Source organism: Zobellia russellii (assembly GCF_018728565.1).
GTDB classification, from domain to species: domain Bacteria; phylum Bacteroidota; class Bacteroidia; order Flavobacteriales; family Flavobacteriaceae; genus Zobellia; species Zobellia russellii.
In genome coordinates, this window is record NZ_JACSOI010000001.1 from 251,221 (window position 1) to 273,873 (window position 22,653).

General features: G+C 40.0%; 16 protein-coding genes. 11 read left to right on the forward strand and 5 right to left on the reverse strand.

The genetic code is table 11. The features are described from left to right. Positions 1 to 6 precede the first annotated feature (6 nt). Both H9565_RS01120 and hemH read right to left on the reverse strand, forming a co-directional pair. Positions 7 to 1,395 (reverse strand): MATE family efflux transporter, encoded by a 1,389-nt coding sequence (locus tag H9565_RS01120; protein ID WP_215436430.1) that lies wholly within the window; start codon positions 1,393 to 1,395, stop codon positions 7 to 9. Between the two features lie 42 nt (positions 1,396 to 1,437). Beyond that, complete coding sequence (gene hemH, locus H9565_RS01125) at positions 1,438 to 2,469, reverse strand: ferrochelatase (protein ID WP_215436433.1); 1,032 nt, start codon at positions 2,467 to 2,469, stop codon at positions 1,438 to 1,440. Positions 2,470 to 2,732: 263 nt separating this feature from the next. Here hemH and H9565_RS01130 point away from each other — a divergent pair, with 263 nt between their 5' ends. The 3 genes from H9565_RS01130 (at position 2,733) to H9565_RS01140 (ending at position 8,335) form a co-directional block, all read left to right on the forward strand. Then, the gene (locus H9565_RS01130; protein ID WP_215436436.1) at positions 2,733 to 3,809 is read left to right on the forward strand and encodes a mechanosensitive ion channel family protein; all 1,077 of its coding nucleotides are present in this window, start codon (positions 2,733 to 2,735) and stop codon (positions 3,807 to 3,809) included. A gap of 127 nt (positions 3,810 to 3,936) precedes the next feature. After that, positions 3,937 to 7,461 (forward strand): TraB/GumN family protein, encoded by a 3,525-nt coding sequence (locus H9565_RS01135; protein WP_215436437.1) that lies wholly within the window; start codon positions 3,937 to 3,939, stop codon positions 7,459 to 7,461. Between the two features lie 28 nt (positions 7,462 to 7,489). Beyond that, positions 7,490 to 8,335, forward strand: a complete 846-nt coding sequence (locus H9565_RS01140; RefSeq protein ID WP_215436438.1) for an N-acetylmuramoyl-L-alanine amidase-like domain-containing protein — start codon at positions 7,490 to 7,492, stop codon at positions 8,333 to 8,335. A 189-nt stretch (positions 8,336 to 8,524) separates the two neighbouring features. Here H9565_RS01140 and H9565_RS01145 read toward each other — a convergent pair whose 3' ends face one another. Together H9565_RS01145 and H9565_RS01150 are read right to left on the reverse strand one after the other, a co-directional pair. Beyond that, the gene (locus H9565_RS01145; RefSeq protein WP_215436439.1) at positions 8,525 to 11,335 is read right to left on the reverse strand and encodes a ThuA domain-containing protein; all 2,811 of its coding nucleotides are present in this window, start codon (positions 11,333 to 11,335) and stop codon (positions 8,525 to 8,527) included. Between the two features lie 170 nt (positions 11,336 to 11,505). Continuing rightward, complete coding sequence (locus H9565_RS01150) at positions 11,506 to 12,396, reverse strand: helix-turn-helix transcriptional regulator (protein WP_215436440.1); 891 nt, start codon at positions 12,394 to 12,396, stop codon at positions 11,506 to 11,508. A 206-nt stretch (positions 12,397 to 12,602) separates the two neighbouring features. On the opposite strand from H9565_RS01150, the gene hemA reads away from it, so the two are divergent. The 7 genes from hemA to H9565_RS01185 all read left to right on the forward strand — a co-directional run bounded on the left by hemA (position 12,603) and on the right by H9565_RS01185 (position 18,958). Further along, positions 12,603 to 13,859, forward strand: a complete 1,257-nt coding sequence (gene hemA, locus H9565_RS01155) for a glutamyl-tRNA reductase (RefSeq protein ID WP_215436442.1) — start codon at positions 12,603 to 12,605, stop codon at positions 13,857 to 13,859. Continuing rightward, positions 13,856 to 15,439, forward strand: coding sequence for a hydroxymethylbilane synthase (gene hemC / locus H9565_RS01160; protein WP_215436445.1), 1,584 nt, complete (start codon positions 13,856 to 13,858; stop codon positions 15,437 to 15,439). The genes hemA and hemC overlap by 4 nt, the downstream gene beginning before the upstream one ends. A 59-nt stretch (positions 15,440 to 15,498) precedes the next feature. Further along, positions 15,499 to 16,533, forward strand: a complete 1,035-nt coding sequence (gene hemE, locus H9565_RS01165) for a uroporphyrinogen decarboxylase (protein ID WP_215436447.1) — start codon at positions 15,499 to 15,501, stop codon at positions 16,531 to 16,533. Between the two features lie 16 nt (positions 16,534 to 16,549). Continuing rightward, positions 16,550 to 17,101, forward strand: a complete 552-nt coding sequence (locus H9565_RS01170) for a GNAT family N-acetyltransferase (RefSeq protein ID WP_215436450.1) — start codon at positions 16,550 to 16,552, stop codon at positions 17,099 to 17,101. A 118-nt stretch (positions 17,102 to 17,219) separates the two neighbouring features. After that, positions 17,220 to 18,122 carry an oxygen-dependent coproporphyrinogen oxidase gene (gene hemF, locus H9565_RS01175; protein WP_215436453.1) on the forward strand — a complete coding sequence of 301 codons (903 nt, stop codon included), beginning with the start codon at positions 17,220 to 17,222 and terminating at the stop codon, positions 18,120 to 18,122. Between the two features lie 18 nt (positions 18,123 to 18,140). Then, on the forward strand, positions 18,141 to 18,302 hold the full coding sequence (locus H9565_RS01180; protein WP_215436456.1) for a hypothetical protein: 162 nt from the start codon (positions 18,141 to 18,143) through the stop codon (positions 18,300 to 18,302). After that, entirely contained in the window at positions 18,299 to 18,958 is a 660-nt protein-coding gene (locus tag H9565_RS01185; protein ID WP_215436458.1) for a hypothetical protein, read from the forward strand. The genes H9565_RS01180 and H9565_RS01185 overlap by 4 nt, the downstream gene beginning before the upstream one ends. Here H9565_RS01185 and H9565_RS01190 read toward each other — a convergent pair. Next, positions 18,945 to 21,587: a DEAD/DEAH box helicase family protein gene (locus H9565_RS01190; RefSeq protein WP_246560166.1), complete on the reverse strand. Its 2,643-nt coding sequence runs from the start codon at positions 21,585 to 21,587 to the stop codon at positions 18,945 to 18,947. The genes H9565_RS01185 and H9565_RS01190 overlap by 14 nt on opposite strands. Before the next feature lie 70 nt (positions 21,588 to 21,657). On the opposite strand from H9565_RS01190, the gene hemB reads away from it, so the two are divergent. Continuing rightward, positions 21,658 to 22,647 carry a porphobilinogen synthase gene (gene hemB, locus H9565_RS01195; protein ID WP_215436460.1) on the forward strand — a complete coding sequence of 330 codons (990 nt, stop codon included), beginning with the start codon at positions 21,658 to 21,660 and terminating at the stop codon, positions 22,645 to 22,647. Positions 22,648 to 22,653 lie beyond the last annotated feature (6 nt).

Sequence of the window (22,653 nt, forward strand, 5' to 3'; positions counted from 1 at the left end):
TCTAGTTTACGCTTCTTTTGCGACTAAAGTGTTCTTGATTTCCTTTCTCAAGTAGAAACCCGTTACAATAGTGGCCAGCACATCTGCTATGGGAAAGGAAAGCCACACACCCAGTTCGCCTAAGTAATTGGGCAAGATCAATATAAGCGGAATAAAAAAGAAGCCTTGTCTGGACAAGGTTAAAAGTAATGCTGGCACCGCCTTACCAATAGCTTGAAAATAAGCGGCACCTATCAGTTGTAAAGCAATAATAGGGGTTGCAGCAAACACCAACCGCATAGCTAGGGATATATGATCTAGAACATACGCATTAGCGGCCAAATCATGAGCAGATTGCCCTGCCCTATCACTTAAAAACAAAGAGGCTATTTCTTGCGGAAAACTCATAAGCCCAATAAAAACAACTGCTGCCAATAAGGAGGCATATTTTATGGCGGTATTAATGGACTCTCGTACCCTTTGGTATTTTTTTGCACCATAATTGAATCCCGCAATAGGCAAGAAACCTTGGGTTACCCCAAATACAGGAAACAGCGCAAACATTAACATACGGCCAATAATAGCATAAACGGCTACCATAGCCTCTCCACCAAGACCAAAAAGTATGTTGTTCATTAGTAAGTAGACCACACTTGTGGTAGCTTGTCTTGATAAGGTTACAAAACCCAAGGACCCAATTTCTTTAATAATGCGCAAATCAATCCGAAAACATGCCGGACTAAGTTTTAGTTCCGATTTTTTTGATAGAAAAAAGTAAAAAACATATGCTGCACATAGCACGTATCCAACAGTAGTAGCCCAAGCTGCCCCTTCCATGCCCCAATCAAAAACATAAATGAATATATAGTCCATAAGAAGGTTTCCTACGGAGGGTATAATCATGGCTATCATTGCAAATTTAGGCTTTCCCTCAGCCCTAATTACGGTATTACCCATCATACAAAGGGCCAAAAACGGCACTCCGTACAGCACAATGGTGTAGTAAATCTTTGCAGGTTCAAAAATGGTTCCCTTACCACCAAAAGCAGGGATAAGTTCATCTATGTAATAAAGCCCTAAAGCCACCATTACGGTGGTAATCAACAGGGTTAAGGTAATTTGATTACCAAAAGTTTTTATAGCCTTTTCGTAGTTATTTGCTCCAAGAGCCCTTGAAATAATACTGGACCCTCCAATACCTATGGCCATTCCTAAGGCTCCAATAAAAAAGGATACGGGAAGTACTACATTGATAGCGGCTATGGCAATAGAGCCTATCCAATTACCAACAAAAATGGAATCTACCAGTACGTTAAGTGACATCACCAAAATACCAATAGAGGCAGGCAAGGCCTGTTTTACCAAAAGCTTACCAATTGGTTCCGACCCTAACTGTTCCGATGATACTTTAGCCATTTTATATCAGTTATCTACTTCATAAAAGAGGCTGGTAGAAATCTATGCCGGTAATGCACCCGTTTCCTGCCAATCCTTTATCCATTTTGCTACTACACTTACCCAAGAATCACTTTCATTTAAACAGGGTATGTGTTTATACCCCTTACCACCTGCTTCCTGAAATTGGTGTTGCCCTTCCATGGCTATCTCTTCTAAGGTCTCCAAACAATCGGCAACAAAGGCCGGTGTAATAACCGCAAGATTTTTTATTCCCTCTTTAGGAAAACGTTCAAATTCAAAATCGGTATAAGGCTTTAACCAAGGATCGTTAGGTAGCCGTGATTGAAACGAGTTACTGACCTTCTCCGCCGGCAGGTTTAAATACGCCTTTACGGATTCTGTAGTGTCAAAACACTGGTGGCGATAGCAAGTATGATGGGCCACAGAATTGGTCTGACAACATATACCATCTATTTTACAGTGAAAATTGGTCGGGTCGGATTTTCGTATGTGCCTTTCGGGAATGCCATGGTACGAAAACAAAATATGGTCATAATCAAAGCCTTCCAAACTTTCCGAAATTCGCTCCGAAAGAACACGTATATACTCTGGATTTTTATAAAAAGGAGGAAGGGTGGTGATTTTCATTTTAGGAAACAACTGCTCTTGCTCTTCCATTACTTTTACCACAACGGTCTCATAAGAAGACATAGCATAATGGGGGTACATGGGCACCAAAAGTACCTCATCCACACATTTACTGTTCAATTCTTGCAAAGCGTTCTTTATGGTCATACTACCATACCGCATACCCAATGCTATAGGCATGTCCGACTGCTCTTTTAACTTTTCCGTAAACCTTTCCGAAATTACAATCAGTGGAGAACCTTCTTCCCACCAAATTTTAGAATATGCTTCAGCAGATTTTTTAGGTCGGGTCTGAAGAATAATACCGCGAACTATGATGTTCCGTAGCCAGTTGGGCACGTCTATCACGCGTTCATCCATTAAAAACTCATCTAGGTACGGTTTCACATCCTTTGATGTTGGACTGTCCGGAGAACCCAAATTGACCAATAAAACTCCTTTCATAGCGTAGCAATATTTTTCTTGGTTTAAAAATGTTTATTCATCTTAAAGCACAGTGAATCTTTAAGGTAATATAACTATCTTCAAGTGCCCGTTTTGAACAGGTCAAACCAATAATTTTGACAAAAATACACCTTGAAACGTATCTAGAGCGAATGTTATTAAAATACTTTTTGATGCTACTATAGATTACATCAATTATATGACCGATTAAGATATGTTGACGGGAAAAAACAGAGTATAATTATCCTCTTTAATGATTTGCTATGCTGAATAACTTTTTCAACACCAACTATCAATCTCTTTTATGGCTCTTAGGAACATTTATAGTTTTGCTGATTGCCTATTTTATGTTGCTACAAGTCCTTAGAAAATTAGGCAAAAACCCTAAGTATCTTATTCCGTCTTCTACCGTAAAAACGGTTAGCACACCTATTTTTCTCATACTGGTTTCCATTTTGTTACGAATGGCCTCCTTAAGGCAGATACTAGGACTATCTCATCTAGAATTCTACTTTAGAAAAACGAGCACTCTACTCTTTATTTTTGCCTTTACCTGGTTGATTATAAAAGCTATTAAAATTGTTAAACAGCATGTCATGCACACCTATGACATGAACACTTCCGATAATCTTAGGGCCCGTAAGGTAGCTACGCAATTCAATATTCTGGAACGCATTGTAATTTTTATCATAATCATCCTGGCGGTGGGTATTGCCCTTATGAGTTTTGACGGCATAAGGGAAATAGGGGTCAGTATTTTTGCCTCTGCAGGAGTCGCGGGAATTATCATTGGGTTTTCTGCCCAGAAAATGATAGGAACCATTTTGGCGGGAATACAAATTGCCTTGGCGCAACCTATAAAATTAGACGATGTTGTGGTAGTTGAAGGTGAGTGGGGGCGCATTGAAGAAATTATGCTTACCTACGTGGTGGTGAAGATTTGGGATAAAAGAAGATTGATATTGCCCACCACCTACTTTATTGAAAAACCATTTCAAAACTGGACAAAATCCTCTGCTGATATTTTAGGTACCGTCTTTTTGTATACGGATTATTCCGTGCCGTTTGAGGCCTTACGAAAAGAACTCACCCGTATTCTAAAAAACACGGACCTGTGGGACGGAGAAGTAAATAATATTCAAGTAACGGATTCCAAAGCCAACCACATAGAAATCCGGGCGTTGATGAGCGCCGTAGATTCGTCTACCGCATGGGACTTACGTGTGCATGTACGTGAAAATTTAATTACATTTTTACAGGAGAATTATCCTGAAAGTCTACCCCGCACCCGACTACGTTTAGAAAATATGGAAGCTCCAGAAAATACAACTAGGGAATAGCCGTTATACCATAAAACCAATTGTTTATTTTAACGGTTTATAGGGATATACTGCAGCTAGCTCTTTTCTAATTTTGTGAAAAGCGCTCGTTTCCGGGCACATGAACCCCTATACCAAAAAAGCATTTATGCGACTTGTATCAGTTTTTCTTTTGCTTATTTCTCTTTCGGTAGCGGCCCAAGAAAAAAATAGTCTTCTCTGGGAAATTTCGGGAAACGGCTTAGAGAAATCATCTTACCTGTATGGCACTATGCACGTGAGCAAAAAAATTGCTTTTAGGTTAGACGATGTTTTTTTTGATGCGTTAGATCAAAGTGACATGGTTGCCCTAGAATCCGATCCCGGACTTTGGCTGGAAAAAGAAAATCTCATGGGCTCTAGTCCCTATGGTGCAGAAGCCGGTTTTGTTACCAAAGGTTTTTACGCTAGGTCTTTTAAGGTAGATAATCCGCGTAAAGAAGTTCTGGGGGCATATCTAGCCTATGAGGATCGCATTGTAAACAACATTCTGTACCGCACCAATGAATACTCCCAAAATTTTGAGGAGGAAACCTATCTTGATATGTTCATATATCAGGCCGGAAAAAAATTCAACAAACCCATCATTGCCTTAGAAGATATGGAGGAGTCCGCTGCTCTTGTGGGGAGGGCCAGTCTAAACGCCATTAAACAAAAACCGGACGAGTGGCTGCAAAAAAAAATGCAGCAGTCAGACCCAATGTTCTTGCTTCAAGATGCCTATAGAGAAAGGAACATAGCCTTATTGGACTCTATTGACCGAGCTATGTACACGCCCTATTACATGAAAAATATGCTGTACATACGCAATGCCAATATGGTGGATCGGATGGATTCCATCATGCGAAAGGGAAAGGTCTTTTCGGGTATTGGCGCAGCGCATTTACCAGGGGAGCAAGGTGTTATTTCGCTCTTAAGAAAAAAGGGATATACCGTAAGACCATTACTTTCCAAAACCACATCAAAGGGAAGAAAATTAAAATTGAAGTTCGAGCAAAAGAAACGCGAGAACGAATATCACACCTATGGCCCGGAAGACAATTTTTTCACTATTGACCTTCCCAACAAATTATATCCGGTTTCTGATATAGGAAAAACCACATATGTTTCTCCGGACCTTGCCAACGGCAGTTTTGTGGTTATTAATCGCATACCTACTTATTCGCATCTTAAGAAGGACAACGTATTTACCTTAGAAGAAATAGACAAATTGCTTTTTGAGAACATCCCAGGAAAAATAGTAGATAAAAAGCCCATTACCAATGGCCATTTTTCTGGGTTGGACATTAGAAATAAGCTTAAGAACGGTGACCACCAACGGTACCAAATTTTTGAAACCCCTTTAGAATTGGTTATCATAAAAATGGGGGGAGAAGGTGATTACGTTACCTCATTTTCAGATTCTATTTTTAATAGCCTAAAGTTCAGGAACGATTCTCTCCGTAGACCAACAACGGTTTCCTCAGTATTCAAGGATTTTGAGGTCCAAATGCCATCCCTATACAGCTTTACCAACCGCAGTAGAAACGGCAATCGTTGGATAGAAGGTTATGACTCCATTACCGATAATTATTACTTTCTCCGTAAATCGGTTTTAAATGATTTTAATTTTATTGAGGTCGATACTTTTGAACTCAAGCAGATACAAAAACGTTTTTATCAGGACTTAAAACTAAAACCTGAATACGGTTCTTTTGAGGGAAGAAGACTCACCTCATCGGCACAAATGGATGCCAAGACCCAAAAGCGACTATACCTAATGACCACTTTGCGAAAAGGGGAATATTACCTTTTGGGTATGGTAGGGAAAAATGAAAAAGAGGCTGCAAAATTCTTTGATTCCTTCAAACTAAAAAATAGTGAAGCCCAGAAACCCTACGAAACCGTGGTAGACACCGCCCTGTTCTTTACCACAAAGAGTACCGTTAAACCTCCCAAATTCGTAGAAAGCAGCACCAACTACTATCATGGCGCTCCCAAAACAAAACCCTACGACGCTTTCCACAAGAAAACCATCTATAGGAATGAAAATGGCGAAGCGGTATCTGTAGAACTGAACAAATCACATGATTTTTTAATGTTCAGAAATTTAGATTCGGCTTGGGGCCTACGTAAAAAACTGTACGCACATAAAAAATATAATATAATAAAAGAGGAGAAAAAAACCTCTTCCAAGGGATACCATGAACTACAGATGATACTTGCCGATACGGCCAGTACAAGAGGTATTCTAGTGAAAAATATTTTGAAAGATGGACTTCTGTACGAACTAAAGGCCGTAGTGGACACAATTGAAAAACCCAGTGTATTCATAAATGAATTCTTCAATAATTTTGTGCCCAATGATACTACAATAGGTCGTGACCTCTTTGAGGACAAAGCACCTGAGTTTTTTAAGGCATTGAGCGCCAACGATAGTATCGCACTTGACGGATACCGTTTTATAAAGTTTGAAACCAAGCACGCCAACGCACTAAAAAAGCACATTTCGGAATTTGACCTGGTCAATGGGGAAAGACAGATCCAACTGCATCTAATTCGAAAATTAGCAGATTTAAAAGACGTAGACCTCACCGAATTCTATAGAAGTTTTTACACCAAATCATATAACAATTCTACGGCACAGGCAGTTTTGCTCCAAGAAATTGCAAAAAAATCCAATGAGGCCTCAACAAAGCTGTTGTTAGAATTAATGGAAACTGATTTACCCCTGTTATCAAACACGTTCAACATTAGCCTTATTTTTAAACCGTATCGGGAAAATTTGCAATTGGCCAAAAAGCTATACCCAGAACTATTAAATTATAGTTCCATCCCAGAATATAAAGAACCTATTTTTTCGTTACTATCTAAATTACTAACGAGCAACACCATAAAACCCAAACTATACAAAAAGTATAGAACCCAGATTTTAAATGATGCCAAGACCCTCATTAAAAGACAACTTGGCAAAGATTTGGCCAACTCACATAATGACTTTTACAACCCAAGAACTAGCAAGACCAACACAACGTTGTTAGAAAACTACGTTACACTGCTCTACCCCTTTCGTTCGGACAAACAGGTATCGCACTCTTTTACCCAAATTTCGCAAGTTGAAGACCCTGGCGTTCAGGCTACTTACTTTGCTCAATTATTACAAAACGGAGTACAAGTATCGCAAAAACAGTTAACGGATTTAGCCGCTGACCTTAACGGAAAGTTGCCCCTATTCAACAAACTAAAAGAGGTAAATATGTTAGGCCATTTTCCATCTACTTATAAATCACAACAACATTTGGCAGAAGCACTTCTCTTTGAGGGTTCAACCTATAACCGCATTAAAGATTCTGTTGCTTTTGTCGCCCAAAAAACCTTCTCGTTCCAAGAAAAACAATATACCGGGTATTTTTTCAAAAAGCGCGACAATGAGGATTACGATAAGAATTTCTCTATGTACCTACTGATGTTTGAAAACGAAAACGGACTCCAAACCAAGCCTTTCTACGAAAGTGATGCCATGCGTATTGAAGATACGGACAGGGACAAAGATGTAATAGAATACCTCTCCGAAGCCTTTGAACTTAAGGACAGAAGGCGCGCAGATATTTACAGACCTCATGGGTATGGTATGTTTGGCCATCATGGGCTATAAATTTGTATTTTTACTTTAAACTCCCACTATGTCCAAATTTGCCGCTTTTTTGTTGCTTTTTCTAACAATTACCCTATCGTTTTCTCAGCAAATTACTTGCTCACCTATAGACAAACAAGCCATAGAGAACAAGTTTATTGCCATTGATGGGTTTCTGGAGAAAGATTTTGGAAAAACCATTGTAGCCATTGGAAAAACGTTTATGGGTACACCTTACGTGGCCAAAACCTTGGAAATTGGAAAAACGGAAACCCTGGTTGTTAATCTTCAAGGTTTAGACTGTACTACCTATGTTGAAAACGTATTGGCTTTTGCCCTAACGCTAAAAAACGGAACATCTAGTTTTGATGATTTCACAAAGGCTCTAGAAATCATTCGTTATAAAGATGGCCAATTAGACGGTTACGCTTCTCGTCTACATTACTTTTCAGAATGGATCGCCAACAACGAAAAGAAAGGATTGATCAAAGACATTACTTCTGAAATTGGAGGAAAAGAAATAACCAAGCCTATTAATTTTATGAGTACACATCGTGACCTTTATCCATTTCTAAGCGATGACGAAAATTTTGAAAAAGTAAAGGCTTCAGAAAATTACCTCAACAACCAACCTATTTGTATTTTGGCACAGGATGAAATCGCAGCCAATGAACACCTGATACAAACCGGAGATATCATTGCCTTAACAACATCTATAAACGGACTGGACATTACACACACCGGAATTGCCACAAGAGAGAAGGATGGGCGTATTCATTTGCTACATGCTTCAACAGGCTCTATGAAAGTTGAAGTATCAAAAAAGCCACTTGCAGAATATCTTAAAGGCATCAAGAAAAATACGGGAATTATGGTTGCTAGACCCGTTAATTAAGTCTGGAATACCTCCTTCAGAACCGACTCCTTAGTTTGTTTTAAAAAATTGTACCTAACGAAATAAGCAGTTTTACCCTTTCACCGAAAGTTTCGCATCGTAAATCTACCTCCTGAACATGGGAGCTGCCGGCTTAAACCCATACAACCGACCAATGAGTTGGTTTTCCTATAAATGCCTTTCATCAAATTATCGCCCCAAACAATAGAGCAATCCGCCTAACAAATGAGCCCTAAAATCCGCTTCATCATACGATGTATTGGAATGTCCTCCCGCAGTATAGAAAGCTCTTCCACCATCATAACTATGATACCAAGAAAATGGATGATTGGCTCCGTTCGTACCTCCGTTGTACGTAGACTCATCTAAAAGTATTAACGGATTTATGCCGCTATAGATTTCTTTAAAATTATACCACTCTTCCGTTCGCACCCAATTACTGGATAAGTGAGAAGTTGCACTATGGTTACGATCTACTACATTGAGTGTAGCTTCTTGTATGCTCGGGTGACCATTAAAATAAGCACCTACTAATTTTCCATACCAAGGCCAATCATATTCCGTGTCCGTTGCGGCATGCACACCCATATAACTACCCCCAGATTGAATGTAACTCTCAAAAGCCCTTTGCTGACCAGCATCCAAAACGTCTCCCGTTGTGTTTAAGAAAACCACCGTTTTATATCGGCTCAAATTAGTAAAGGTGAAATTGCTTGCGTTATCCGTCTGCTCCACTTCAAAATTGTTGGCTTGGCCCAAAGCCCTTAACGTAGCTACTCCCTTTTCAATAGATCCATGCCGGAAAGCGGCCGTTTTAGTAAAAACCAAGATTTTATCTACTGTTTGTACTTCTTCAATAGTAGAAGCAGAAAGTGTCTCGCTTTGTTCTGATTCGTTTTGAGCTGCATCTACTGCCGAAACATTAAAACTGTATGATGTATTAGAGGTTAACCCGGTCATAGAAGACCTGGTGCCAGTAGCCGTCTTAACCCTTTCTCCATTCTGATAAATGATATATTGGGTCACGCCAAGATTATCCGTTGCCGGATTCCAACGTAAATCTATTTGGGTATCCGTAATTTCTTCCGTCCTTAAACCAGTTGGTGCAGAAGGTGGAACATCATCTACATATACTTCCGGTTCGGTAGTTAACTGCAAAGCGGCACTTTGCTGAGATTGATTTTCCGCTGCATCATAAGCCGCTACAGAAAATGTATATTGGGTATTGGGTGACAAGCTTTCTACACGATATGCCGTTTTTGTGGCCGAAGCCAAAAATTTTCCATTCTGGAACACGCTATACCCAGACACACCAACACTATCCTGTGACGCTTTCCATGACAAATCTACCGTAGACTGTGTAATTTCACTAGCGACCAAACCTTCCGGAACGGTAGGAGCCATAGTATCACTGGTTTTTTGCTCTTCTACCTCTTTTTCCGTAGTAATAGAAACCAGCTCGCTTTGCTCCGATTCGTTTTGGGCTTCATCTAAAGCTGAAACAGAAAAAGTATATTGGGTCTCTGGTGAAAGTTTCTCAACCAAAAAGCTCGTTTCCGTTGTGGTAGCCAGAAAATCTTCATTTTGAAAAACCCTATAATTGGCTACACCTATGTTATCCGTAGAAGCATTCCATGTTAATCTTAAAGATGATTTGGTAAGGTCTTCAATTTTTAGACTTTTTGGAATCGTAGGTGCAATGGATTCCTTGAACACCACCCTTTCGTTTAAGGTCGTAAAGCTTAATGTGCTACTTTTTTCCGATTGGTTTCCAGATTCATCTATCGCCCCCACTGACAAAGTGTATTCCGTTCCAGAGGTTAATCCTTCAACCACATATTCTGGCTTTTCGGTTTTTGCTACTAAAGTTTCATCCAAATAAACAGAATACTCTGCAACTGCTGTACTATCATTTTCAGGTGACCAAGAAAAACTGGCCATGGTAGCGCCTAAATCAACTACTTGTAAATTTTTTGGCGCACCAAGAACAACACTGTCCTCTTTAACCTCTTTAATAGTACTAACCAAAATAGGTTCACTGCGCAGCGATTCGTTTTTTGATTCATCGGAAGCGCTCACTTGAAAGCTATATCTGGTGTTGGCCTCCAACCCCTCAACCACGTACAAAGTATCCGTAACCTCTGCCAAAAGAGTACTATCGTTATAAACTGTATATATTGCAACGCCAACACTATCCTTGGCGCTATTCCATACCAGTCTCATACTATTTTCAAGAATATCCAAAGCTCTTAAATCAGTTGGGACCGTAGGTGCTATAGTATCTTTTTCGGGTATATTTTCAAGTGGAGTTTCCACTTCAACCCTATTACTATGTTTTGAGGTCTTGCCCAGTAAATCAATGGCCGTCACACTAAAATTGTACCCTACTCCAGCCTCCAGACCTGTTACGCTGTAAGACTTGTTGTTTACATTACCAATCTGCACCGTATCTCGAAATATGCGATATTCCTTAACTGCAGAAGGGTTGATTTCCAATTCCCATTTTAACTCTACGGAATTCTTCAACACCTTGCCAACGGACAATAGTGGTGCTCTTAAAATTGAACTGAAAACTGCTGTGCTATCATTCTCAACTAGAGTATCTTCTGCTACAAGAGCATCTGTAAATACCTTTATATTTTCACTGAATTCAGAGTTGTTCCCGGCAGCATCTGTAGCTTTTACGGCAAAAACATATTCCGTATTTGGTTTTAGGTTTTCAGCATGATAAGTAGTTAGTGTATCCCGCGCCACTTCTACACTATCTTGGTAGACCATATAATGCAATACCTTAACGTTGTCCTTAGCAGATTCCCAAGACACGGTAATGGACGAATCCGTAACATGTACCGTTTCCAGTTTTTTGGGAGGCAATGGCGGTATCACATCTGGGGCAATAGCAACGGGGTCGTCACTTTTGTCCTTTTCACAGGCAATACCAAAGAATAAAAAACATATGAATATTGCGGAAAGTAGGCCTACAATGGGTCTTTCTTTCATTTTCTAGGGGGACATGTTTAAGTTGAATTCCTAACTATAGTTTCTCACTAGCAAAATTCAGAAATTTCATCGATAAAAATGAACCTTTTACCGAAGGTTATTAACAAAATAAAACGCAGACACCTTCAATTATATAAAAATGACAAAAGTGATACTCTAATTCTGCCGTATTAATTATTTGCAGAGGCCATTAAGTATTTTTTGGGAGTGGTTCCGTACTTCTTTTTAAAGGCCGAAATAAAATGGCTAGCTGTACTGTAGCCCACCTTAAGTCCTACTTCATTAACATTGTGTTGCCCTGTTTCCAACATTTTACGGGCATATTCCATTTTATAATCGAACAAAAAGCTGAACACGGAATCGCCATAAATCTGCTTAAAACCTTCCTTTAATTTTTTTAAGGACAAGCCAATTTCTTCGGAAAGCTCTGTTAGTGTAGGAGGTTCCGCCATACGTGAGATAACAATTTCCTTGGCTTTACGTATACGGCGCACATTATCCTCATCTACCAAAAACGGGCACTGTTCTATATCCGCATCATCACTTTTATTAAAGTACAAAGAAATAAGCTCGTACACTTTTCCTTTTATGTACAACTCTTTTATAGAGGGGTGAAGGTTGTAATTCATCATCTGACTAAGAATAACCGCAATTGCCGGACTTACACCTTCTTGGGCATAGTATTTTTTATCCTTGTTGTCCGCACTTAAAAAGGGAATATAATCTGCCTCCTTGGAAAAGAGCGAATGGAATTTACGAATGGTCATCACTACCGAAACCAACCAAGAATTTGGGGCCAGCTGCAGGTTCATAGGAAGGTCTATCTGCGTGTTATAGAGCAACAAAGAGTTTTCTTCGGACACTTCAAGGTTGTACCTGCCTTCATTAAAAATGAACTTGGCATTTCCCTTTAAACAAAAATGAAATTGAATAAAACTACTATCTATATCACGTACCACATTTTGGGTTTCTGCGGTATCGTTTTGAATTTTGAGTACGTAAAACCCATCCTCTATAAGCACTTCTTGAAATGAACCTTGAGCGGTATTTTTAGCTTCCATATGAAACATGAATTGGTTTGTTTTTATTTAGAAACGTTCTAAATAGATGCGTCGTTAAGCACAGTATTTCCTACAAAAATACTGGTTTTCAACGGATTTACATTCATATATAACTAAAAAAACCCTCAACGACACTTATTGTTCCTCTAGCGTTATTTTTATAGCGCTAAGCCTCTTATTTTTGTTTCCGCTTTGAAAGAGCTTTCATGAAAGATTACCACATTTCAAAAAACAACTCGTTCTACACCATTGGTTTAAGCTATCTAAAAGCTGATGCCGAGGTTCGTGGCAAATTTAGTTTGGACGATGCCGCTATGGAACGTATTCTATCCAAAGCCGGTGAATTGGGTATTGACGGGCTTCTAGTGACCTCTACCTGTAACCGAACCGAACTGAACGGTTTTGCACAGCACCCTTTTCAACTTATAAAATTACTTTGTGATAATACCGCCGGCTCTGTTGAAGAATTTCAAGAGGTAGCCTACGTGTACAAAAACAATGACGCCATTAGCCATCTTTTTAGAGTAGGCACAGGATTGGATAGTCAGATTTTAGGTGATTTTGAAATTATAAGCCAATTAAGGGCAAGTTTTAACCGTTCCAAAAAGCACGGTATTGCCAACCCGTTTATAGAGCGACTTTGCAATTCGGTCATTCAGGCCAGTAAGCGTATCAAGAACGAAACGGAAATTTCCTCGGGTGCTACATCGGTGTCTTTTGCATCGGTACGGTACATTATGGAAAATGTTGAAAACATTTCAGAAAAGAATATTTTACTTTTTGGTACTGGAAAGATTGGTAGGAATACTTGTGAAAACCTTATCAAGCATACCAAAAACACACATATTACCCTTATTAATCGTACCAAGGACAAAGCGGAAAAAATTGCCGGTAAATTTCAATTGGTAGTTAAGGACTACGGGGACCTTCAAACCGAAATTAGGTCTACCGATGTATTGATTGTTGCTACGGGAGCACAATCCCCAACAATTTCAAAAGATCTTATCCACACCAAGAAACCTCTTTTGATCTTAGACCTTTCCATTCCCAAGAATGTTTCGGAAACGGTAGAAGAACATGATAACGTTACTTTGGTACATTTAGATCAGCTTTCCCAAATTACGGACGATACGCTAGAAAGAAGAAAACAGTTCATTCCAGAAGCGGAAGTTATCATAGACGAGGTAAAAGGAGATTTCATCCAATGGCTTGAAACCAGAAAATTTGCCCCTGTCATTAAAGCCCTGAAGCAGAAGCTCAAAACCATGAAAGACGAAGAAATGGACTATCAATCCAAAAAACTATCGGACTTTAACGAGCAACAGGCAGATGTAATATCAAACAGAATCATTCAAAAAATAACGAAGCAGTTCGCAAATCATCTTAAGGACGATAATGTCGATTCAGACACTAGTCTAGAACTCATTCAAAAAGTCTTTCAACTCGAACTCGACACTCCATGAGCAAGGTCATACGAATTGGTACACGCGATAGCGAATTAGCGCTATGGCAAGCAAATACCGTCAAAAACAAACTCAAAGCTTTAGGCCATAAAGTAAAAGTAATTTCCGTAAAATCTACAGGCGACCTTGTTCTTGACAAGCCGTTGTACGAAATGGGCATTACCGGTATTTTTACCAAGACCCTAGACGTTGCTATGCTGAACGATGATATTGATATTGCCGTTCACAGCATGAAAGACGTGCCTACCGCCCTGCCACAAGGTATTGTTCAGGCAGCGGTTTTGGAACGTGCCAACTTTCTGGATATCCTTGCCTTTAAAAAGAACGAAGAATTTCTTGGGGAAAGGGATGCTATCATTGCTACCGGAAGTCTAAGAAGAAAAGCCCAATGGCTTAATAGATATCCTACCCATACCGTGGTAGACCTTCGCGGAAACGTTAACAGTCGTTACCAAAAACTTGAGGACAACGATTGGAACGGCGCCATATTCGCCGCTGCAGGTCTGGAGCGTATTGGCCTGGAACCGGAAAATACAATTGGACTTACATGGATGGTACCTGCCCCTGCGCAAGGAGCTATTATGGTGGTGGCCAAAGAAAAAGATGAATTTGTTCGTGAAGCCTGTGCAGAACTAAATCATAGGCCCACGGAAATATGTACGCAACTAGAACGTGAGTTTCTTCGTATTTTAGAAGGAGGCTGCTCGGCGCCCATAGGTGCGATTGCTACCATAAACAAAGAGAACGAAGTAACGCTTAAAGGTGTACTTTTAACCGTAGACGGCAAGAAAAAACTAGAAGCAGAATTTACCGCTCCGCTAGGCAAACACACCTATCTGGCAAAAGACTGTGCAAATAGTATCCTTAGCCGTGGTGGCAAACTTCTTATGACCTACAAAGAAGGTACTTTGGAAAACACCAAAATATTTTCCACCAAAAACCTTACGACTGCTCAAGAAGAACTTTTTGATGCGGATATTAAAGTAAAATCGGAAGATTTCATTAAAATAAGCCCTAACCGAATTTCTACACTTGTATTGAAAAAAGAAATTCAAAACGTAGTGCTTACCAGTCAGAATGCTGTAGAGGCACTTATCAAGAGCATATCTCCGGAAGAGCTGAAATTTAAAAATATTTATTGTGTTGGAGGAAAGACCAAACGCATGATAAAGAAATACATTGGTCCTGTTACGCATCAGGAAAAAGATGCTAAAAAATTAGCCGAGTACTTAGTAGAGTATATGGAAGGTGCCGAGGTTACTTATTTCTGCAGTAACCTAAGGCTTGATAATCTGCCCACTATACTTGCTGAAAACAACATTAAAGTTAATGAGATAGAGGCATACACCACCAAGCATGCACCGGCAGACGTTGAGGAAACTGTTGAAGGTGTAATGTTCTTTAGTCCGTCTACGGTTACGAGTTATTTGCAAAAAAACGCACCTAACAAAACAGCGTATTGTATTGGAGAAACTACGGCTACCGAAGCAAAGAAACACTTTGGAACGGTTCACGTAGCCAAAATACCCACTGTAGAAAGTGTTATCGAACTGGTGAACCAAACCTACGGAAAGCATTAATTATTTTTACAAATAGAACCACGAACGGACGTTCCGTTTCATGGGGTTAACTTATATCTATGTCACTAAAGAACGACCTATTTCTTAAGGCCCTTAAGGGCGAAACAGTAGACCGTCCACCCGTGTGGATGATGCGTCAAGCAGGAAGATACCTTCCAGAGTTTATGGAAATCAGAAAAAAGTATGATTTCTTTACGCGTTGTCAGACCCCGGAACTAGCCTCTGAGATTACGGTACAGCCCATCCGCAGATATGGAATGGATGCCGCTATTCTTTTTAGCGATATATTGGTAATTCCCCAGGCCATGAATATTGAGGTGCAGATGAAACCCAATTTTGGCCCGTACCTACCCAACCCAATCCGTTCGCAAAAAGATTTGGACCGTGTTATTGTTCCTGATGTAAACGATACTTTAGGATACGTTATGGAAGCTATAAAAGCTACCAAAGAAAAACTGAACGACGAGGTGCCACTTATCGGTTTTGCCGGTTCACCGTGGACCATTTTATGTTATTGCGTACAAGGTCAAGGCAGTAAAACCTTTGATAAGGCCAAAGAATTGTGCTTTACACAACCTGTAGTAGCCCATGAGCTGCTACAGAAAATAACGGATACTACCATTGCCTATTTAAAAGCAAAGGTTAAAGCCGGTGTTAATGCGGTTCAAGTTTTTGATTCTTGGGGAGGCATGCTTTCACCAACGGATTATAACGAATTTTCATGGCAGTACATTCAGCAAATTATTGATGCTTTAAAGGATGAGACCCCTGTTATTGTCTTTGGTAAAGGGTGTTGGTTCGCCTTGGGCGATATGGCCAAATCCGGTGCTTCGGCATTGGGTGTAGATTGGACATGTTCCGCAAGAAATGCACGTTACCTGACCGGAGGAAAGATTACGCTTCAAGGTAATTTTGACCCAGCTAGATTGTTATCGCCACCATCGGAAATAAAAAAGATGGTTACGCAAATGATCAACGAGTTCGGGAAAGACAGCTATGTGGTAAACTTGGGTCATGGCATTTTACCTAATGTTCCCGTAGAAAACGCAAAAGCGTTTATAGATGCGGTAAAAGAGTGGAAACCTGTAAGCTAAATAAAGTTTGAGCTCTATGGAAAATGAGAACAGCCCAATTGCCATTTTCGAACAGTTTTCCATAGAACCCATACATGAAAAGTACGCTTGGCGCATTTGCGATTTCGTAACTGTAAACAGCAAACGCCTACAACGCTATTTTCCAAAAACGTTGGCCCAGAACCTAACACCTACCCTTTCTCAAATTTTTGTAGAGCAGAAAGTCCGTGAGTACCAAAAAAAGGAAGAATTCTTATTTGTTCTCAAGGATACTGAAAGCCGCAAAGTAATGGGTTTGGTGTACATCAAAGAATTAGATTGGGACAAAAAACAAGCGGAACTGGCCTATTGTATCGGTTACGACTACGAAGGCAAAGGAATTACTTCCAGGGCAACAAAAATTTTATCCCAATACGCCATACAGGCTCTAGGTCTTCAAAATCTTCAAATAATTGTACATAAAACCAACTTAGGAAGTGTTAGAGTAGCAGAAAAATGCGGTTATATTTGGCAAAAAACACTTCTAAAGGAACATACACCACCCAATGAAGATGCATTGGACATGGAGCTGTACGAGCTAGGAGCTTAAGAACCGTTTCAAAATTCACAATAATCCTTCTAAAAAACTTTTTGTAGTCCGTATTACTTTATAGCTTCCTCTGTAAATCGTAAATTTACAGTCAATTCGCACAAAACCATTTCTCTTCATGAAAGACAAATTCTTTAGTTACATCCAAAACCTTCAAGATACGATTACCTCCAAGTTAGAGGAAATAGACGGGAAGGCCAAGTTTCAAGAAGATATATGGAAAAGACCCGAAGGCGGTGGAGGACGTACCCGAGTTATAGAGAATGGTGCCGTTTTTGAAAAGGGAGGCGTAAACATATCTGGTGTACATGGCGCTTTGCCCAAAAGTATGCAGGCCTATTTTGGGGTTGAAGACGCAGATTTTTATGCCTGCGGATTAAGCTTGGTGCTGCATCCCACAAACCCTATGGTCCCGACCGTACACGCAAACTGGCGCTATTTTGAGATGTATGACAAAGAAGGGAATATAGTTGACCAATGGTTCGGTGGTGGTCAGGATTTAACTCCCTACTACTTATTTGATGAAGATGCCATTCACTTTCACACGGTCTGTAAAACAGCCTGTGATGCCCATAATCCAGAATTCTATTCCACCTATAAAAAGAAGTGCGATGATTATTTTTGGAATGCCCACAGAAATGAGGCTAGGGGTATAGGCGGGCTCTTCTTTGACTATTGCAAAGCTAGCGATGAGATACGTATGGATAACTGGTACGATTTTGTAACTGAAGTAGGAAACAGTTTTTTAGAAAGTTATGTACCGATTGTTTTAAAACGAAAGGAACAGGCATATTCCAAAGAGCAACGCGATTGGCAAGAGGTACGAAGAGGACGTTATGTTGAGTTTAACCTTGTTCATGATAAAGGCACATTGTTCGGTCTGAAAACCAATGGAAGGATTGAAAGTATTTTAATGAGCTTACCACCACATGTACAGTGGCGTTATGACCATAAACCTGAAAACGGAACAGAAGAATACCGATTGGTAGAAATATTAAAAGAACCAAAGAATTGGGTCTAGACCTCTAATGGCAAAATTATGTCTAAAAAAGGAAAAGCAAAAAATACTGTAAACAAAGCCAAGCACACCAAGCTTTTAAATCGAAAAAAAGCCAAGCTTAAATTAGAAAAGGAAACGCGCAAACAGCGTTTGAAGGAGATTATTAAGCAGGGCCAAAATAAAAACACTCCATCTTCGTGAAGACCTTTAATCTCACTTCCTATTTAATTAGTCTAGGCAATCTTTTACTAAAGGTAGTATTGGTAGCGTTACTTATTGCCTTATTTACTTCTTGTAATCCCCAGCAAAAAGCAAAAAGCGATATAGAAATTAGCTTTACTCCTGATACCTTAAATGTAGGGTATACATACTGGTGGGAAGAATCCGGCCCTTTTATTGGGTATTGCGGTAAAGAATATGCCCTTGTATTTTCAGGTACGGTGGTAGATTTAAAAAAGGCCAACCATGATGCCGCACCACTCTACATTTCTCAAAAAGGAACCATAGCCTTAGACGAAGTATACAAGATAAAGGAGATGGGTACTAACAGTTATGCAAGTCAAAAATATTTTACAACCGATTGCTTTAATCATACCGATGTTACGGTTGGCGACAAAGTTCTTGTTTTCTGTTATGATTATGAGGGCGAACTTGTAATTCCGGGAAACAACTCCATTCTAAACATACAAGGATTAGATCACCCGCTTGTTGGAGCTACAAAGCGATTTATAGATGCCGATGAAAACCCGATAAAAATTAAAGAAGACTCTACTTTATGGTCTGCCTACGGATACCGGCAACAACTAAAACAAATGATACGGTGCAGAGAAAATACCGAACGTATTATTTCCAAGTAATTGCCTTTTCCGAAACTTCTTTAAATTGATATACTACATGGGCAAGGCGAGCTTTAAGCAATTCTTTTCTACCCGTTTGCGTTCTAGTATACAATAGTTTGGAGCCGTCTACATGCTTCTTCCAAAAGCTATGGAACTTTTGGGCATCCGCTTTTCGTCTACCCAAATCCTGAGGTACCACATAATAATTACGAATACCCCATTTTCTCTTTAACCAATTGCTATTGACCATTAAATATCTTGGATTTTCAACAGGGGCCAATATCTCATACATTAGGTTTACAAAAAGCGTACTTTCATAATTGCTAGCGCCCTTCAGATAGCAAACAAATGCACCATTGGCATTCTGTTCCGCAACAACAGAAATACTAGAAGGACCCGAATGAATCTGGTTGGTTTTACAGAGGTAGTCCAACAAAGCGGCGCCTATTTTTTTGGTCTTTTTAAAAGAATTTCCAAACAAGAAATATAGCTTTAATGCTTTGTAAGTTTTTGGGGCAAAACCAATAAGTACGCCTGCCAGCAAAAAATATACAAACTGAAAGATACCTTTATTTAATAATGTTCCTATGTTCTTCATAAGAAACTCGGGAAGAAACAGGCCCAAACCCGCTACCACTTCAATAATTAAATACTGTGCGGCATCTACAGAACGTATTCTTTTTACTTTTCTAAAGGGAGTTTTATGCGTATAGGGAACCTTAATTTCACGCACCAGCACACTGCCCGTTTGAATAGCTTGCTGCCAACGCCCTCCAATATTCTGCCTATCGGAAGCGTTTTGTACCATGGATCCGTTCAAATCCTCCAAAGCGCTATGTTCATCAAAATGGTCCGGAAGTTGTAACCTGTCCAATCCGTTTTCAATATAGGGCTCTCCCTGAATGGATACACCGGAAAAAGCGGTGAACCTGCGTTTTAGTTTTTCCAAATCCTTTCCGCCATCACTTACCGTTGGATCTAAACAGGCCAAGTGCCATATATTTCCGGTTTTGGTAGGCTCGTTAACATCTGTTCTCATTGCCCTGCCTCGCATCTGATTAGAAGAAACAAAAGAGCCAACGTACGAAGCCAAAACCAAACTGTTGATAGCCGGGGCATCCCAACCTTCGCCAAGAAGAGATTTAGTACCAATTAGTATTTTTATTTTTCCTTTTTGAAAAAGCTCCGTTACCGCGGTAACTATGCTGTTTTTAGCGTTCCCAAAAGCGGATATCGTTACAAAATCTGCATCCGCAGCCATGGGTTGCTTGCCAAAAGCCCCTTCTCCAAGGACCTTTTCAAAATCTTCAACAATAGTTTTGTGCAGCACCACCAAAGACCCTGTTAGTATGGCCAAGTGCTCCTTGTGTTTGGATTTGATCCGTAAGAATTGAAAAATAGAGACTACTCCAAGTTTATTAAGAACTCCCGTGGCTTCACCTGTGTAATCAAGGAATTCCTTTCTTATAAAATCGGTTAACACCACAGCTTTTAATCGCTCTCCCAAATTTTCATACTCCTTCTCAAGAATAGCATGTATGCCATTCAATTTACTAGGGCTGCTGGCCAAAGAACGGTAGAGTTGCTCGTCGCCAATAAAATTTACCCTCTTCTTCTCGTACACTCCAATTCTTCCCAGCTGTTTTTCAATAGCTTTCAATTGTTCCTCATAAGCTCCTAAAGCTTCCCTTTGAGCCACCAACAATTCCTGAAGAAGGATTTCAATCCACTCATATGTTAACTCCGGAAAGTCTACCGCTTTGTCTTCAAAACCAAGAAACAGCAGTTTCTCTTTATCTATCTGAACTCCGGCAGAATTCAAGAATATTAACATTGCAGATAGAAACGATGGTTTTCCGTAAATTTCCTCAAGCGTGTCTTCTGTATTTTTATAAAATGGATGTTCTAAAAGCAGATCTTGAAAACCAATATCGGCTTTCAAATCACTAAGAAACTGAATAATATTCTCTCTGTATTCTACAATATATCGTATTTGTGCTTCGGACGGTTTGGAGAAATATATAAAATCTTGGTGCGGACAAAGGTCTCCGTTCTTGACAAGGTCCGGCACGGCAATTTCATCATCTATTGGCCCGCAGAGATCAAAATACTTATTTAACTCCGCACTAGAACTATCGTACGGAGGGGTTGCCGTCAATGCTATTACCGTTAAACCCTCAATTTCCTTTAGGGCCATCAAACATTTATACCATTCGTTTTTTAAATGGTGTGCCTCATCTAGTACTAAGGTTTCTATACCGTTTTCCCTGATGAATTTTAGAAGAGAATAATTTTCTTTCTCGGCCAAGCGCTTGTTTAGTGCATGTAACGACTGGTATGTAGAAAAGGTGAGAAGTTTGGGTTTCTTGATGTTCATAGAAAAGTCCGCGAACCCCGAATCCTTCAAAAAGAACGATACCAATCGGTCTTTCCACTGGTTCCTAATGGTTAAAGTAGGAGCCAAAACCAAGGTCCGCTTGTTGACCCTTCGCAGTACTTCCAACCCCAAAATGGTCTTTCCAGACCCCGGAGGTGCTACCACATGTAAATGATGGTCTTTAATATGCTCCTCAAAATGGTCCAGAAAATTTTGCTGATAGCTTCGCCATTCAAATTTAAATTTCAGACTATGGATCAGTTCGGTCAAGAGTTGGTTTGTTTTCGGGTTTTTTAGGAGGATAATAAGTAACTTTGGCTATTCAAAAATAGGTAAAAGCATGTATCCACTTAGAAGAAACCGCAGGTTAAGAACAAACGACTCCATTAGACATTTAGTACGTGAAACCATTTTATCGCCAAAGGATTTTTTGGTGCCTCTTTTTGTAACCGAAGGTAAGGGTATAAAAGAAGAGATCGACTCTATGCCGGATTATTATAGATTGAGTCTTGACCTACTTTCTGCCGAAGTTAAGGAGCTTTGGAGTATGGGCCTGCACGCCGTTCTTCTATTTGTAAAAGTGCCCGATAATTTAAAGGACAACAAAGGCACCGAAGCCTTGAATGAAAACGGACTGATGCAAAAAGCCATCAAGACCGTTAAAGATGCCTGCCCGGGAATGTTGGTAATGACCGATGTAGCCATGGACCCTTATTCTTCCTTTGGCCATGACGGTATTGTAGAAAACGGTCAGATTCTGAATGACGAAACTGCGGAGTTTCTTGCCGAAATGAGCGTTTCCCATGCTTTGGCCGGGGCTGATTTTGTTGCACCAAGTGATATGATGGACGGTCGTATTCTTTCCATTCGTGAAGCGTTAGAAGACGAAGGCCTGGTAAATACGGGAATCATGAGCTATAGTGCCAAATATGCCAGTGCCTTTTATGGTCCTTTTAGGGATGCTTTGGATTCTGCACCAGTTGATGTTAAAAACGTACCAAAAGATAAAAATACCTATCAAATGGATTATGCCAACCGGTTTGAAGCCTTAAAGGAAACCGAGATGGATATTGATGAAGGTGCTGATATTGTTATGGTAAAACCAGGTCTTTGTTATCTGGATATTGTACGTGAAATTCGCAATGAAGTTGATGTTCCCGTTGCGGTCTACCAAGTTTCAGGGGAGTATGCCATGGTCAAAGCTGCCGCCGAAAAAGGTTGGTTGGACCATGATGCCGTGGTTATGGAACAGCTGACGGCCATAAAACGTGCCGGCGCCAACATTATCGCCAGTTATTTTGCCAAGGACGCGGTTAGGCTATTGGACTAGTTTTTA